Source organism: Rhodococcus sp. NPDC127593 (assembly GCF_042671975.1).
Taxonomy (GTDB): domain Bacteria; phylum Actinomycetota; class Actinomycetes; order Mycobacteriales; family Mycobacteriaceae; genus Rhodococcus_F.
Window position 1 is genome coordinate 55348 of the sequence record NZ_JBHXWI010000046.1, and the last position, 15343, is coordinate 70690.

The window sequence follows — 15343 nt, forward strand, 5'->3', positions numbered from 1 at the left end:
TGCAAGTTGATGGCCATCAGCGCTGCTGGTCGTCGGTGCATCTTTTGGCATACGAAGGCTAGGTATGAAGCAACTTCCAGGCCCCCAGGGGCTGTATCACCCGTCGAACGAGCACGATTCCTGTGGTGTCGCGTTCGTCGTGGACATGAAGGGCCGCCGCAGCAGGGACATCGTCGAGAAGGCGATTACCGCGCTGGTGAACCTCGAGCACCGTGGTGCCGCGGGCTCCGAACCCAACACGGGTGACGGCGCCGGCATCCTCCTCCAGGTCCCGGACAAGTTCTTCCGCGCCGTGGTCGACTTCCCGCTGCCCGCGGAAGGCACGTACGCCACCGGCATCGCGTTCCTGCCGCAGAGCAAGGCCGACGCGCAGCGCGCAGCCGACGCAGTCGAGAAGATCGTCGAGAGCGAGGGCCTGAAGGTCCTCGGCTGGCGTGAGGTCGCGACCGACGACTCGTCGCTCGGCGCCCTGGCCCGCGACGCCATGCCGACGTTCCGGCAGATCTTCATCGGCAGCGAGAACGACGCCCTCACCGGACTCGACCTCGAACGCCGCGCCTACGTGGTCCGTAAGCGCACCGAGCACGAGCTGGGCAGCGAAGGCGCCGGCAAGGACGGCCCCGGTCGCGAGACCGTGTACTTCCCGAGCCTGTCGAGCCAGACGTTCGTCTACAAGGGCATGCTGACCACCCCGCAGCTCAAGGGTTTCTACCTGGACCTGCAGGACGAGCGCGTCGAGTCGGCCCTCGGCCTCGTGCACTCGCGTTTCTCCACCAACACGTTCCCGTCGTGGCCGCTGGCCCACCCGTTCCGGCGCGTGGCCCACAACGGTGAGATCAACACCGTCACCGGCAACGAGAACTGGATGCGTGCCCGTGAGGCGCTCATCGACAGCGACATCTTCGGCGGGTCAGGAGAGGTTGGGCCCGGCAAGGATCGGCGCAGTCAGCTCGAGAAGATCTTCCCGGTCTGCACGAAGGGCGCCAGCGACACCGCGCGGTTCGACGAGGTGCTCGAGATGCTGCACCTCGGTGGCCGCAGCCTCCCGCACGCCGTGCTGATGATGATCCCGGAAGCCTGGGAACGTCACGAGAGCATGGACCCCGCGCGCCGGGCGTTCTACCAGTACCACTCGTCGCTCATGGAGCCGTGGGACGGACCGGCGTCGGTGTGCTTCACCGACGGCACCGTCATCGGCGCCGTCCTGGACCGCAACGGACTGCGCCCCTCGCGTCTCTGGGTGACCGACGACGGCCTCGTCGTCATGGCCTCCGAGGTAGGTGTCCTGCCGATCGACCCCGCCACCGTCGTGAAGAAGATCCGGCTGCAGCCCGGCCGCATGTTCCTCGTCGACACCGCCGAGGGTCGCATCATCAGCGACGACGAGATCAAGTCGGAACTGGCCGCCGAGCACCCCTACCAGGAGTGGCTCGACCAGGGTCTGACCCACATGGACGACCTGCCGGACCGCCCGTACACCTACATGTCGCACGAGCGCGTCGTTCTGCGTCAGCTGATGTTCGGGTACACCAACGAAGAGGTCAACCTCCTCGTCAAGCCGATGGCGCTCTCCGGTGCCGAGGCTCTCGGCTCCATGGGTACCGACACCCCGATCGCCGTGCTGTCCTCGCGGTCGCGGATGCTGTTCGACTACTTCTCGCAGCTGTTCGCGCAGGTCACGAACCCGCCGCTCGACGCCATCCGTGAGGAGGTCGTCACCAGTCTCGGCGGCACCATCGGCCCCGAGCACGACCTGCTGCACCCCACCGCGGAGTCCTGCCGGCAGATCTTCCTGCCGCAGCCGATCCTGCACAACGACGACCTGTCGAAGCTCATTCACGTCAACGACGACGGCGAATTCCCGAACTTCCGCAGCGTCATCGTCCGCGGTCTGTACCCGGTGGCCGAGGGCGGAGCGGGTCTGCGCAAGGCCCTCGACGACGTCCGCTACCAGGTGTCGGAGGCCATCGCCGGCGGTGCGCGCCTCGTCGTCCTGTCCGACCGTGAGTCGAACGAGACGTACGCGCCCATCCCGTCGCTGCTGCTGACGTCGGCCGTGCACCACCACCTGGTGCGCGAGAAGACCCGCACCAAGGTCGGCCTCATCGTCGAGGCCGGCGACGCCCGCGAGGTGCACCACATGGCGCTCCTCATCGGCTTCGGTGCGGCAGCCGTCAACCCGTACATGGCATTCGAGACCGTCGACGAGGCGGTGCAGAACAACGAACTGCAGGGCGTCAGCCTCGACAAGGCCATCCAGAACTACATCAAGGCCGCGGGCAAGGGTGTGCTCAAGGTGATGTCCAAGATGGGCATCTCCACCCTGGCGTCCTACACCGGCGCCCAGCTGTTCCAGGTCATCGGCCTGTCGCAGGAATTGGTCGACGAGTACTTCACCGGCCTGCAGTCCAGCCTCGGCGGCATCGGTCTCGACCAGATCGCCGCCGACGTCGCGGTCCGTCACTCCAACGCGTACCTGGACCGTCCCGAGGAGCGCGCGCACCGCGAGCTCGAAGTGGGCGGCGAGTACCAGTGGCGTCGTGAGGGCGAGTACCACCTGTTCAACCCGGACACGGTGTTCAAGCTGCAGCACTCCACGCGCACCGGGCAGTACGAGGTGTTCAAGGAGTACACGAAGCTGGTCGACGACCAGTCCGAGCGCCTCGCAGCGTTGCGCGGCCTCTTCGAGTTCAAGAAGGGCGTGCGCGAGCCCGTCCCGCTGGACGAGGTCGAGCCCGCCACCGAGATCGTCAAGCGCTTCTCGACCGGTGCGATGAGCTACGGCTCCATCTCCGCCGAGGCGCACGAGACCCTCGCCATCGCCATGAACCGCCTCGGCGGCCGTTCCAACTCCGGTGAGGGCGGCGAGAACCCGGCCCGCTTCACCCCGGACGAGAACGGCGACTGGCGCCGGTCCGCGATCAAGCAGGTCGCGTCGGGACGCTTCGGTGTCACCTCGCACTACCTGACCAACTGCACCGACATCCAGATCAAGATGGCGCAGGGAGCGAAGCCCGGTGAGGGCGGCCAGCTGCCGGCGCACAAGGTGTACCCGTGGGTGGCCGAGGTCCGGCACTCCACGCCCGGCGTCGGGCTGATCTCGCCGCCGCCGCACCACGATATCTACTCGATCGAGGATCTCGCGCAGCTGATCCACGACCTGAAGAACGCCAACCCGCAGGCCCGGATCCACGTGAAGCTGGTGTCCGAGGTCGGTGTCGGCACCGTCGCCGCGGGTGTGTCCAAGGCGCACGCGGACGTCGTGCTGATCTCCGGTCACGACGGTGGCACCGGTGCCACCCCGCTGACGTCGATGAAGCACGCGGGCGCCCCGTGGGAGCTCGGCCTCGCCGAGACCCAGCAGACGCTGCTGCTCAACGGTCTGCGCGACCGTATCGTCGTGCAGGTCGACGGCCAGCTCAAGACCGGCCGCGACGTCATGGTCGCCGCGCTGCTCGGTGGCGAGGAGTTCGGTTTCGCGACCGCTCCGCTGGTGGTGTCGGGCTGCATCATGATGCGGGTCTGCCACCTCGACACCTGCCCCGTGGGTGTCGCCACGCAGAACCCGGTTCTGCGCAAGCGGTTCAGTGGCAAGCCGGAGTTCGTGGAGAACTTCTTCCTCTTCATCGCCGAAGAGGTGCGCGAACTCCTCGCCGAGCTCGGCTTCCGCACCCTCGACGAGGCCGTCGGACAGGTGGATGTCCTCGACACCACGAAGGCGCTCGAGCACTGGAAGGGCAGCAAGGCCGGCAACCTCGACCTGTCGCCGATCCTCCACGAGACCGAGTCGGCGTTCATGGACCAGGACCTGTACTGCACGGGCACCCAGGACCACGGCCTCGACAAGGCACTCGACCAGCAGCTGATCGTCCAGAGCCGCAACGCTCTCGACAAGGGCCAGAAGGTCACGTTCGAGTCGCCGATCACCAACGTCAACCGCACGGTCGGCACCATGCTCGGCCACGAGGTGACGAAGGCGTACGGCGGCGAGGGCCTGCCGGACAACACGATCGACATCACGTTCACCGGTTCGGCCGGTAACAGCTTCGGTGCGTTCGTCCCCAAGGGCATGACCCTGCGCCTGCACGGCGATGCCAACGACTTCGTCGGCAAGGGCCTGTCCGGTGGACGACTCGTGGTGCGCCCGCCGCTGGAGACCGCCCCCGGCTTCGTCGCCGAGGACAACATCATCGGCGGCAACGTGATCCTGTTCGGTGCCACGAGCGGTGAGGCTCTGCTCCGGGGTGTCGTTGGCGAGCGATTCGCGGTCCGAAACTCCGGCGCCACCGCGGTGGTCGAGGGAGTCGGCGACCACGGTTGCGAGTACATGACCGGCGGAAAGGTCGTCATCCTCGGTGCGACGGGACGCAACTTCGGTGCCGGCATGTCCGGTGGCGTCGCGTACGTCTACAACCCGGACAAGGTGTTCGAGGACAACCTCAACACGGAACTGGTGGATCTCGAGGACCTGACGGGTGACGACTTCACCTGGCTGAAGTCCGCCATCGAGCGTCACCGCGACGAGACGGGCTCGGAGGTTGCCGCGCGCATCCTGTCCGACTGGTCGCAGCAGGTCAATCATTTCGCGAAGGTGATGCCCCGCGATTACAAGAAGGTGCTCTTGGCCATCGAGGCCGCGAAGAAGGATGGAAAGAACGTGGACGAGGCAGTGATGGAGGCAGCTCGTGGGTGATCCAAGCGGCTTCCTGAAGCACACGTCACGCGAACTTCCGGTTCGCCGGCCGGTGCCGTTGCGCCTGCTCGACTGGAACGAGGTCTACGAGGAGTTCTCGTCGGACACCCTGAAGACTCAGGCCAGCCGGTGCATGGACTGCGGTATCCCGTTCTGCCACAACGGCTGTCCGCTGGGGAACCTGATTCCCGAGTGGAACGACCTGGTGTACCGGGATCGTTGGCACGACGGCATCGAGCGTCTGCACGCGACCAACAACTTCCCGGAGTTCACCGGGCGGCTGTGCCCCGCACCCTGTGAGGCGTCGTGTGTCCTGGGCATCAACCAGGACCCCGTCACCATCAAGCAGGTCGAGGTCGAGCTCATCGACCGCGCCTTCGACGAGGGCTGGGTCAAGCCGGTGCACCCGACCCGTTCGACGGGCAAGAAGGTCGCCGTCGTCGGTTCCGGTCCCGCGGGTCTCGCTGCAGCGCAGCAGCTGACCCGCGCCGGGCACATGGTCACCGTGTTCGAGCGGGCCGACCGTATCGGCGGGCTCCTGCGGTACGGCATCCCCGAGTTCAAGATGGAGAAGCGGCACATCGACCGCCGTCTCGACCAGATGAACTCCGAGGGCACCGTCTTCAAGACGGGTGTCAACGTGGGCGTCGACATCACCGCGGACGCCCTGCGTGCGCAGTTCGACGCCGTGGTCCTGGCCGGCGGTGCCACCGACGCCCGCGACCTGCCGATCCCCGGCCGCGAGTTGGACGGTATCCACCAGGCGATGGAGTTCTTGCCGATCGCCAACCGCGTGCAGCTCGGCGACCTGGAGGAGCCGACCATCACCGCGGAGGGCAAGAAGGTCGTCATCATCGGCGGCGGCGACACCGGCGCGGACTGCCTGGGCACCTCGCACCGTCAGGGTGCCGAGAGCGTTCACCAGTTCGAGATCATGCCGAGACCTCCCGAGACCCGCGCCGAGCACACCCCGTGGCCGACGTACCCGCTGATGTACCGGGTCGCGTCCGCACACGAGGAGGGCGGCGAACGCCTCTTCTCCGTGAACACGGAACGCTTCGTCGGTGCCGACGGCAAGGTGACCGCACTGAAGGCCCACGAGGTCGAGATGAAGTCGGGTCGCTTCGAGAAGGTGGAGGGCTCGGACTTCGAGCTCGAGGCCGACCTCGTCCTGCTGGCGATGGGCTTCGTCGGACCCGAGAAGCCGGGCCTGCTCACCGATCTCGGCGTCGACCTCAACGAGCGCGGCAACGTCGCCCGCTCCGCGAAGTGGGCCACCAACGTCGACGGCGTCTTCGTGGCCGGCGACATGGGACGCGGTCAGTCGCTGATCGTGTGGGCCATCGCCGAGGGTCGCTCGGCGGCCGCCGCGGTCGATGCGTACCTCGAGGGGGAGTCGGCGCTGCCGTCTCCGATCGAGACCACCACCGCCCCGCAGCGGTAGGTGTAACTGCTCGTACAATCCGCACCCCGGTAGGTTTTCCTACCGGGGTGTCGGTTTATCGTGCGGAGGTCACGTTCGGTCGGTAACGTTCATTTACCGATCGTGCATCTTTAGGTCACGTCGTCCTGGCAGCATCCCGTCTGCAGGACGGCGAAGGGGAGAACAGGTTGAGGCCATGGCAATGAAACGGGTTATCGCATTTCTGACCGCAGTGGCTGCTGCGGCAGCCATCCCGGTGGCATCGGGAGTGGTGGGTACGAGCGCAGTGGCGAACGCGGACCCCTGCCCGAGCCTGTATGTGGTCGCGATTCCGGGGACGTGGGAAACGTCCACCAAGGACAATGTCAGGCCCACACCAGGTCTGCTGTCCGCGGTGACGAACGGTCTGCCGTCGTCGATCCGCACCGACTACGTCACGTACGCCGCCACGGCCTTCCCGTGGGAGTCCGAGGTGTACGGGCGCTCGAAGGCGCAGGCGGTCAGCAATGCCGAGGGCATGCTGTCGTCGATGTCGCAGCAGTGCCCCGGCACCAAGCTGTCGATCATCGGTTACAGCCAGGGCGCCGACGCCGCAGGTGATCTCGCTGCGGAGATCGGCACCGGTCTCGGTGTGGTGCCCGCGGACAAGATCGCTGCCGTCGGACTCGTCTCCGATCCGCGGCGGTCGCCGACCGATGCCCTCGTCGGCCCTGCCGTCGCCGGCAGCGGTGCCGGTGGTCCCCGCATCGGCGGGTTCGGCTTTGTCAGCCAGAACACACGCACCTTCTGCGCGTACGGCGACCTGTACTGCTCCACGCCGAAGGAAGACTTCGTCACGCGGCTCGCCGGATTCCTCGCGCAGACGTCGGATCCGACGCCGACGCTGTTCGGGCGCTACCAGCAGGAAGCGCTCGCGATCTGGAACGACATTCTCGCCGTCGGCGGTGTGCCGGCCCTGATGGCTCAGCTGGACGAGCAGTCCAACGAGAAGCGCATCGACGAACTCGAGCAGTTCTACAAGTCGCAGGCTCACCAGGACTACACCAGCTACGCGGTCGACGGATCGGGTACGCCCGCCACGACGTGGCTGAGGAACTGGTTGCGCGACATCGCGTGAGTTCGGCCGACGGCGGCAGAGGATGATGTCCAACGTGACTGACACCCCTGCCGCCGTCGTCGGCTACGACGCCTTCGTGACCGTCCGGTGGTCCGACATGGACGCCTTCCAGCACATCAACCATGCGCGGATGGTGACGTTGCTCGAAGAGGCCCGGATCGACTGGCTGCTCAGCGAGGGCAGCGAGAACTCGTCGCTCATCACGAGCGCGTTCATCGCCGACATCCACGTGAAGTACCGGGGACAGTTGCGGCACTCCGACAGTCCCCTGCGGATCACGATGTGGATCGCCAAACATCGGGCCGTCGACTTCACCATCGGCTACGAGGTCCGGGGCGCCCGTACCCCGATCACCGACCCGCCCGCCGTCACCGCCACCACTCAGATGGCCGTCGCGGACGTCGATGCCCAGCGGCTACGCCGCATCACCGTCACCGAGCGCGAGTACCTGACCCGCTGGTCCCGCACGTGAGTGGGAAAGTGTGTTCCGGCACGCTTTCCCACTCACGTGCGGAGGTCGTCGGGGGCCGGTAGGGGACTGTCGGGGTCGAGGACCGCGCCGCGGCTGCGCATCGTCGTGTCGACCAGCGCCCACGCCCAGGCGGCCAGCTGTTCGGTCAACGCGCCGACGTCGGTGCCGCCAGGTCGATCGATCCATTCCGCGGACACCGACTCGACCATCCCGATCAGCGCAGTGGCCAGCGGTGTCGCGGCGGCGGGGGCGCCGAGGGCGTCCAGGTACGGGTGGAGCATGTCGGAGACCGCGGTGCTGATGGCCCGCCGCACCTCTCCGGCCGCGGGGGAGAACGACATCAGGTAGCGGTACAGGTTGGCGTGTTCGGTCACCCAGTCGAGGTGGGTGCGCGCGGCGCGGGTGAGGATGGCGTGCGGTGCACCGTCGACGGTGATCACGGGCGCGTATTCGAGGAGCATCATCGCCGCGACCCGCTGGGCGACGGCGTTCTTGAGGTCGGTGCTGTCGTCGAAATGCCGGTAGATGCGGGTTCGCGCGACCTCGGCGTAGACGGCCATCGTGGCGACCGACACGTCGGGACCTTCTGCGTCGATGGCGACGAGTGCCCGTTCGACGAGCTCCGAGCGCCGCTTCTCGCGTTGGCCACGCCAACGGGCAGCACGCCCGTCACCGGCGTCTTGCTGGGGTTTCGTCATCGAATCGAATCGTAGTCTTCCCTGTTGTTGCGTTTCCGTATACGGTCGGCGGTATGCGGTACATCGATGTACCACACACTCTCCGCCTCGGACGTCGACACGTTGGGATATCCGTCTTGTCCATTCAGCTCTGCCTGTCCGACCCCCGCAGTTCCGGACGTTCGATGATCGGGTTACGCAGCACCACCGTGATCGTCGTTCCGCCCGCGATGGCCTTCGAGTACCTCGGTGATCCGGAGACCGTGCTCGGTCCGATCCCGCTGCCGTCCCGCGCCCGGGTCGTCGCGTCGGATCCGGATCGCCGGCTCGTCGTCGAGGCAGATCACGGTGTGCACGGATCGGTCTGGACGTTCGACGCGCTCAGCCCGGACGAAACGGAGCTCACCGTCGACTTCCGCTACCACTCTCCAGGCAGACCGGCCGGACAACTGCTCGGCGGTGTGGCCGCACCGGTCGTGTGGCAGGCGCTGCGACGTGCACAGGTCACGTTGAAGGACCGGATCGAAACCCTCTACCACGAGCCCGCCGACCCGGCCGGTCTCGACCGAAGGAGAGCATGACGTGGGATTCTCGGCAGCGGGCAAGACGGTCCTGATCACCGGGGCGGCAATGGGGATGGGACGCCTGTTCGCCCGGCTCGCCGCCGCCGACCACGCCGGCGCGGCGGTGTTGTGGGACATCGACGCCGACGCGCTCGAACGCACGGCGCAGGAACTGCGCGAGTCGGGGTGCACCGTCAGCGCACACGTCGTCGACGTCGCCGACCTCGAATCCGTCCGCAAGGCGGCCGCCGAGGTGCGGGATGCGTTCGGTCGTCCCGACGTGCTCGTCAACAACGCCGGTGTGGTGCGCGGCAAGTACTTCTGGGATCACGACCACGAGTCGGACACCAAATTCGTGATGGACGTCAACACGCTCGCGCCGATGTACATCACCAACGAATTCCTGCCCGCCATGATCGAGGACCGAGGGCGGGACTGCCGCATCGTGAACATCGCCTCCGCCGCCGGGACCGTGGCGACGCCGCGGATGGCCGTCTACGCGGCGTCGAAGTGGGCTGCCCTGGGATGGAGCGATTCGCTGCGACTCGAACTGGTCCAGGCCGGCCACGGGCACGTCAAGGTCACCACCGTGTGCCCGAGCTACATCTCCACCGGCATGTTCGACGGTGTGAAGAATCCCCTGTTCGCCCCGATCCTCCGCCCGGAGGACGTCACGGCCCGGTCGTGGCGGGCGATGAAACAGGGGAGACCGCTGCTGATGCTGCCGCGGTCGCTGTACCTGTCGCGGGTGGCGAAAGCCGTCCTGCCCGTGCGTGCCTGGGACCGTCTGGCCGACCGGCTCGGTGTGTACCACAGCATGGACGCCTACACCGGCCGGGTGCAGGCGCCCACCCCCTGACGTATCGGATCAGCCGAGGTCGAAGCGGGCGCCGAGCCGCATGCTGCCCGGGGCCAGGCGGCTCAGCGCCCGCCCGAACTTGGCCTCGGGCGTGACGGGGACGACGGCCCTGTTGTGCTTGACGGCCTTCACGATCTGCGTCGCCACCCGGTCCGGGGTGAAACCGCGTCTGCGGTAGAGCTTGTCGGTCCGGTCCCGCTTCTTCGCCTGCTCCTCCGGTGTGGCGCCCGCGAAGTCGGTGGCCTTGACGATGTTGGTGTGGACCAGTCCGGGACAGATGGCGCTGACGCCGATGCCGTGGTTCACCAATTCCGCTCGGAGACAGTCCGACAGCATGAACACCGCGGCCTTGCTCGTCGCGTACGCGGTGAGTTGCTTCTGCGGCGTGAACGCCGCGGCGGACGACAGGTTGACGATGTGCCCACCGGTTCCGCGGTCGATCATCTGCTGGGAGAATACGCGGGAGCCGTAGACGACACCCCAGAAATTCACGTCCATGACCCGCTCGAAGTCCTTCTGCGGGGTCTTCGTGAACGTGCCCGAATATCCGATCCCGGCGTTGTTGACCACGATGTCGGGGGTGCCGTGCTCGGCCTGTACCTGCTCCGCGAAGCGCTGCACCTCGTCCTCCACCGCGACGTCCACCTGATACGCGTGGGAGCCGCCGCCGAAGATGGCGACCGCACCGCCGCCCTTCATCTGGGCGGAGTTGATGAGATCGGAGGTCTGCTGCGCGGATTCGAGGTCGCGGTCGGCGACCACCACGACCGCGCCTTCTGACGCGAACGCCAGCGCGGTCTCGCGGCCGATCCCGCTGCCGCCGCCGGTGACGACGACGAGAGTGCCGTCGAGGTCCCGCAGACGGTGATGCTTCCGAGAACCGCTGCGCCAGCCCCTGACTTCGCCGAGAAGACTCATGTGACCATCTTGTCCGAGTACGGTCGTTTGTGTGCTGATCTGGTATGTCAGCTATGGATCCAACATGGCGGCGTCGCGTCTGACCTGCTATCTGCGTGGTGGTTGCCCGGCCGGGGGCAACCTCGTGCACGCGGGCGCCCGCGACGCGAGCGCTCCGCGCGAGTCGATACCGGTGGTCATACCCGGCTCGGTGTTCTTCGCGGGAGAGTCGCGGATCTGGGGCGGCGGCCGCGCCTTCTACGACCCCGACGCGCCCGGCTCCGTCGCGGCCCGCGCATTCCTGGTGACACAGGAACAGTTCGAGGACATCCACGCGCAGGAACCCGCCTGCTACGACCGCCTGGTCACTCTCGGATCCCGCAACGGTGTCCCCATGTGCACGTTCACCACTCGGGCCCGCGGTGACGTCGTCGCCCGGAACGCACCGGCGCCCGCCTATCTCGCGACCATCGCGGACGGTCTCCGTGAAGCGCACGGCTGGGACGAACCGAGGGTCGCCGATTATTTGACGCGACTTCGGGTTTCCTAGCCGACCCAACTGTGCTTACGTGAGACGGGCCACACGAGGTGGCGTTCACGAAAGGGAGTCGATGTCCGATCTGCATGTCGTAGCGACCATTCCTGCCAAGCCCGGTTCCGAGGACACCGTCCGCGACGGACTGTCCGCCCTGGGGGCGGAGAGCCGCAAGGAAGAGGGCTGCATCTCGTACGAGGTGTTCGAATCAACCGCGGTCGCGGGAACCTTCGTCACCGTGGAGGTGTGGACCGGCCAGGAAGCGCTCGACGCGCACATGAAGTCGCCGCACTTCCAGGCCGCGCTCGGGACGTTCGGTGAGCACCTCGCCGGGGCACCGGCGATCCACCCGCTGAAGCCGGTTTCCTAGAGTCGTAGTTCGTGACCACACCAATCACCAGCATCGCCCCCGAAGGTCCCGTCCGCGGCGGTGTCGTCGTCATCCAGGAGGCGTTCGGCGTCACCGGGCACATCGTCGACGTCTGCCGCCGTTTCGCCGACGCCGGGTACCACGCCGTCGCGCCGCACCTGTTCCACCGGCGCGGCGATCCGGTGCTGGAGTACGACGACATGACGTCGGCGATGTCGCTGATCGGTGAGCTCACCGCGGCGCACATCGACGAGGACGTCGACGGGGCCGTCGCGGCTCTGTCGGCGGCCTCGATCGACCCACGGAACACCGCGATCGTCGGATTCTGCATGGGCGGGACGGTCGCGTTCCACACGGCGACGCGCCTCGACCTCGGGGCGGCGGTGAGTTTCTACGGCGGAGGCGTCGCGAAGGGACGCTTCGGATATCCATCGCAACTCGACGTCGCCGAGCAGCTCGGAACGCCGTGGCTCGGCCTGTTCGGAGACCGCGACAAGGGGATCTCGACCGAGGAAGTCGAGGAGTTGCGCGCCGCGGTCGCGCACACCCCGGTGGACACCGAGATCGTCCGCTACGCCGAAGCCGAACACGGCTTCCATTGCGACGACCGTCCCATCGTGTACGACGAAGCGGCCGCGCGGGACGGTTGGGCACGCACGCTCGCGTGGTTCGGCTCACACATCGACGTCACACGCGCCGCCGCCGGAACCGACTGACGGCGGCCGGATCACCGCGTCCGACCGGTCGGCTAGTTGTACGCCGGCGCCGGATCCGTACACGACCGTGACAAGTCGCGGCGTGTTGCGGATACCGCCACGCGGGCTGTGCGTTTCGCGGGTTCCGACGTCGATGTCACGAACGGGAACCCGATGTGCGTCACGGCGGTACGGCCGAAAAGCCCCTGACGTGCCGCCCGGTCTGCTTCATGCGCGAGACCCGTGACCGAACCGTTATAGTCGGCGTCATGACTTCAGTTCTCGGTGTATCGGTAGGCGCCAGCGCGGTGCGCTTCGCGCGCCACGACGCCGTGACTCTCGAAATGCCGATCTTCGAATCGCGGTCGGTGACCGCGACACTGGAACGGCCGGAGGAACTGGCTGCCGAGTCCATCGGCACGGTGCTCGCCGAGCGCGACGAGACCGACGAGGTGCAGGCCATCGGCGTCGCGTACCAGGACGAGGCGCAGGCCGGTGCCGTACAGGTCGCGATGACTCGGTTGCAGATCGGCAACTTCCAGATGGTCCCCGAAGTGACGGCCGCGCTCCAGATGCTCGAGATGTCCGGTGAGCTCGGCGACCACGCGACGCTCGTGTTCTACGACCTCGGCAGTTCGGGGCTCACCGTCACCGTGGTCGATCGAGACACCGGAATGGTGTTGAGCAGTGCGCGTTCGGATCAGATCAGCGGCGACCTCGTCGACCGGCTGATCTGTGACAACCAACTCGAACTGCACCGCTTCGCGCACCCCGCCGACGCGGCAGCCGCGCTCGCGCTCGCCGCGCGGTGCCGCGATGCGAAGGAGCAGCTGTCCACGAACGGCGCGGTGTGCATGCCGGGCGAGGGCGGGCTTCTTCTCCTGTCGCAGGACAGTTTCGATTCACTCATCGTGGGCCCGGTCGAGACTTCGGCGCGCCTGACGCGCGAGGTCATTCGCCGCTCGGGACGCCTTCCCGACGCCGCGGTGCTGATCGGTGGCGGCGCGCATATTCCGTTGGTCACATCCGTGATGGAGTCCTGGCTCGACCTTCCGGTGATCGTCCCCGCGCAGCCCGAACTGGTTGCGGCCGAGGGTGCGGCCCTGCTGGCGCGCCCGACGTCCGACGAGTTCGTCGGGGCGGTGGCGCCGGAGCCGGAGCCTGAGCCGGAGCCCGAATCGGAGCCCCAGCCGGAGGAGCTCGAGTCCCAGCCGGCATTGCTGTCGGAAGACGCGCCGGTACCGCCGCGGAGGCGTCGTGGCCTCGTCCTCGCCGGCGGTGTCGTGGCCGTGGTCGCCGCGGTGGGTCTCGGACTCGGTGTCGGCACCGACCTCCTGCAGGGTACGGAGGAGGAAGCACAGCCGGCCGCGACGCAGTCGAACACTCAGGCGCCGAGCGTGCGGCAAGTGGTACCGCCACAGCCCACGACGACCGCGGATGTGACCCCGCCTCCGGACGCCGCCCCGTCGGTGGTCGACGAGGAGCCGGTGATCCCGCCGCAGACCGAGGTGCGCAGCACGTACCAGCCGCGGACGCAGCCGCAGACGCAGACGCAGAGTCCGACCCAGGCACCGGTCGCCTCCGAGACACAGAGTGTCGTGCCGTCCGACACGTCGGCTCCACCGACCACATCGGAACCCGCTCCGCTCATTCCGGGTCTGCCGCAGATTCAGCTGCCGACGATTCCGCCTCCGGCACCGCTCCCCATGCCGGAGTTGCCCCGGATACCGGGTCTCTGAGCGCATACAACGAAGACGGATGCACCAAGGCCCCGACACGCGTTCCGTGATCAAACCGTTATAGTAATTCCATGGTTTCAGTTCTCGGTGTATCGGTGGGTGCCAGCGCGGTGCGCGTGGCGTATCCGGACGACGAGGGGGCCGTCTTCCGGTCATTTCCGGTGGGCGCCGCCCGCGAGCACCCGGAGCACCTGGTTGCCGATGCCATCGGAACTGTGATGGCCGAGCGCTCCGCCGCCGATGACGTGCAGGTCTTCGGTGTCGCCTATCGGGACGAGGCGCAGGCTGCTGCCGTGGAGGCCGCGATCGACTGCCGTCTGGTCCCGGAAGTGACGGCCGCGCTCTGGATGCTCGAGGCGTCGGGACAGCTCGGCGACCATTCGACGCTCGTGTTCTACGACCTCGGCAGCTCCGGCCTCACCGTCACCGTGGTCGACCGATTCACCGGCGCGGTGCTCGGGTCGGCCCGCACCGACGAGATCAGCGGCGACGTCGTCGACCGGTTGATCCGCGACCACCAGCTCGACGAGAAGCGCATCGCGCCACCGGCCGATGAGGCCGGGGAGTCGGCGCTCGATGCCCGTTGCCGCCGCGCCAAGGAAGAGCTGTCCACCAACACCGCGGTCTGCGTACCCGGCGACGGCGGTCTGCTCCTGCTCTCGCAGGACATTCTCGACTCGCTGATCGTGCGCCACGTCGAGGCGTCGGCGCGCCTGGCACGCGAGGTGATCGAATCGTCCGGGCGTGCTGCCGACGCGGTAGTGCTGATCGGGGGCGGCGCGCACATCCCGCTGGTCGCGTCTCTGATGGAAACGTGGCTCGCGCTTCCGGTGATCGTGCCGGCGCAGCCGGAACTGGTGGCCGCGGAGGGCGCTGCGCTGGTGGCACAGGAGCGCTCGGACTCGTCGGAGCGCCTCGGCGCCGAGAGATTCGCCAAACCCGTGATCCGCGGTGGCGCACTGGCGGGCGGTGCTCTGGCCGTCGTCGCCGTGATCGGTCTCGGCCTCGGCGTCGGTGGCAGCCACCTGCAGAGCTCCGACGGTGACGCACGTCCCGTCGCCACTCAGCCGAGTGACGCGGAGCTGTCCCCGTCGACCGCGCCGTCACCGGCGTCGACGCCACCGCCGTCGGCCGCGGTGTCGGTTCCGGGCCCGGTCGAGGAGGAGGCGAGCGTGCCGGAACCCGCGCCCGCGCCTGCCCCCGCCCCGCGACCTCTCATTCCCGGTCTGCCGCAGATTCAGCTGCCGACCCTTCCGCCGCCTCCGCCGCTCCCTCCGCTGCCCCGGATTCCGGGCCTCTAGCG

Annotated in this window: 13 protein-coding genes; 11 read left to right on the top strand and 2 right to left on the bottom strand. The window is 67.7% G+C overall.

The annotated features are described in order from the left end of the window. Positions 1-64 precede the first annotated feature (64 nt). From gltB to ACFVJ3_RS34645, 4 genes are all read left to right on the top strand, one after another. Positions 65-4693, top strand: coding sequence for a glutamate synthase large subunit (gene gltB, locus ACFVJ3_RS34630; protein ID WP_378456351.1), 4629 nt, complete (start codon positions 65-67; stop codon positions 4691-4693). Next, positions 4686-6137 carry a glutamate synthase subunit beta gene (locus ACFVJ3_RS34635; protein WP_378456352.1) on the top strand — a complete coding sequence of 484 codons (1452 nt, stop codon included), beginning with the start codon at positions 4686-4688 and terminating at the stop codon, positions 6135-6137. The genes gltB and ACFVJ3_RS34635 overlap by 8 nt, the downstream gene beginning before the upstream one ends. 181 nt (positions 6138-6318) lie before the next feature. Next, complete coding sequence (locus ACFVJ3_RS34640; protein WP_378456373.1) at positions 6319-7233, top strand: cutinase family protein; 915 nt, start codon at positions 6319-6321, stop codon at positions 7231-7233. 22 nt (positions 7234-7255) lie between these two features. Then, positions 7256-7705, top strand: a complete 450-nt coding sequence (locus ACFVJ3_RS34645) for an acyl-CoA thioesterase (protein ID WP_378456353.1) — start codon at positions 7256-7258, stop codon at positions 7703-7705. Between the two features lie 32 nt (positions 7706-7737). Here the strand turns inward: ACFVJ3_RS34645 and ACFVJ3_RS34650 are convergent, their stop codons facing one another. Then, on the bottom strand, positions 7738-8403 hold the full coding sequence (locus tag ACFVJ3_RS34650) for a TetR/AcrR family transcriptional regulator (RefSeq protein ID WP_378456354.1): 666 nt from the start codon (positions 8401-8403) through the stop codon (positions 7738-7740). A 116-nt stretch (positions 8404-8519) separates the two neighbouring features. Between ACFVJ3_RS34650 and ACFVJ3_RS34655 the strand changes: the two genes are divergently transcribed. Then, positions 8520-8963, top strand: a complete 444-nt coding sequence (locus ACFVJ3_RS34655; RefSeq protein ID WP_378456355.1) for a hypothetical protein — start codon at positions 8520-8522, stop codon at positions 8961-8963. A gap of 1 nt (position 8964) precedes the next feature. Next, complete coding sequence (locus ACFVJ3_RS34660; RefSeq protein WP_378456356.1) at positions 8965-9804, top strand: SDR family oxidoreductase; 840 nt, start codon at positions 8965-8967, stop codon at positions 9802-9804. Positions 9805-9813: 9 nt separating this feature from the next. On the opposite strand, the gene ACFVJ3_RS34665 is transcribed toward ACFVJ3_RS34660, so the two are convergent. Beyond that, the gene (locus tag ACFVJ3_RS34665; RefSeq protein ID WP_378456357.1) at positions 9814-10722 is read right to left on the bottom strand and encodes an SDR family NAD(P)-dependent oxidoreductase; all 909 of its coding nucleotides are present in this window, start codon (positions 10720-10722) and stop codon (positions 9814-9816) included. A gap of 31 nt (positions 10723-10753) precedes the next feature. On the opposite strand from ACFVJ3_RS34665, the gene ACFVJ3_RS34670 reads away from it, so the two are divergent. The 5 genes from ACFVJ3_RS34670 (at position 10754) to ACFVJ3_RS34690 (ending at position 15341) form a co-directional block, all read left to right on the top strand. Then, positions 10754-11251: a hypothetical protein gene (locus ACFVJ3_RS34670; RefSeq protein WP_378456358.1), complete on the top strand. Its 498-nt coding sequence runs from the start codon at positions 10754-10756 to the stop codon at positions 11249-11251. A gap of 61 nt (positions 11252-11312) precedes the next feature. Then, the gene (locus tag ACFVJ3_RS34675; RefSeq protein WP_378456359.1) at positions 11313-11606 is read left to right on the top strand and encodes a putative quinol monooxygenase; all 294 of its coding nucleotides are present in this window, start codon (positions 11313-11315) and stop codon (positions 11604-11606) included. An 11-nt stretch (positions 11607-11617) separates the two neighbouring features. Continuing rightward, the gene (locus ACFVJ3_RS34680) at positions 11618-12322 is read left to right on the top strand and encodes a dienelactone hydrolase family protein (RefSeq protein WP_378456360.1); all 705 of its coding nucleotides are present in this window, start codon (positions 11618-11620) and stop codon (positions 12320-12322) included. A gap of 248 nt (positions 12323-12570) precedes the next feature. Continuing rightward, positions 12571-14040, top strand: a complete 1470-nt coding sequence (locus ACFVJ3_RS34685) for an Hsp70 family protein (RefSeq protein WP_378456361.1) — start codon at positions 12571-12573, stop codon at positions 14038-14040. Between the two features lie 71 nt (positions 14041-14111). Continuing rightward, entirely contained in the window at positions 14112-15341 is a 1230-nt protein-coding gene (locus tag ACFVJ3_RS34690) for an Hsp70 family protein (protein ID WP_378456362.1), read from the top strand. The last annotated feature ends 2 nt before the right edge of the window (positions 15342-15343 follow it).

What these genes read in the sequence shown, in the direction of transcription:
- gltB (WP_378456351.1), top strand. Translation starts at nt 65, where the DNA reads ATGAAGCAACTTCCAGGCCCCCAGGGGCTGTATCACCCGTCGAACGAG.
- ACFVJ3_RS34690 (WP_378456362.1), top strand. Translation starts at nt 14,112, where the DNA reads ATGGTTTCAGTTCTCGGTGTATCGGTGGGTGCCAGCGCGGTGCGCGTG.
- ACFVJ3_RS34650 (WP_378456354.1), bottom strand. Translation starts at nt 8,403, where the DNA reads ATGACGAAACCCCAGCAAGACGCCGGTGACGGGCGTGCTGCCCGTTGG.
- ACFVJ3_RS34665 (WP_378456357.1), bottom strand. Translation starts at nt 10,722, where the DNA reads ATGAGTCTTCTCGGCGAAGTCAGGGGCTGGCGCAGCGGTTCTCGGAAG.
- ACFVJ3_RS34685 (WP_378456361.1), top strand. Translation starts at nt 12,571, where the DNA reads ATGACTTCAGTTCTCGGTGTATCGGTAGGCGCCAGCGCGGTGCGCTTC.
- ACFVJ3_RS34675 (WP_378456359.1), top strand. Translation starts at nt 11,313, where the DNA reads ATGTCCGATCTGCATGTCGTAGCGACCATTCCTGCCAAGCCCGGTTCC.
- ACFVJ3_RS34645 (WP_378456353.1), top strand. Translation starts at nt 7,256, where the DNA reads ATGATGTCCAACGTGACTGACACCCCTGCCGCCGTCGTCGGCTACGAC.
- ACFVJ3_RS34640 (WP_378456373.1), top strand. Translation starts at nt 6,319, where the DNA reads ATGAAACGGGTTATCGCATTTCTGACCGCAGTGGCTGCTGCGGCAGCC.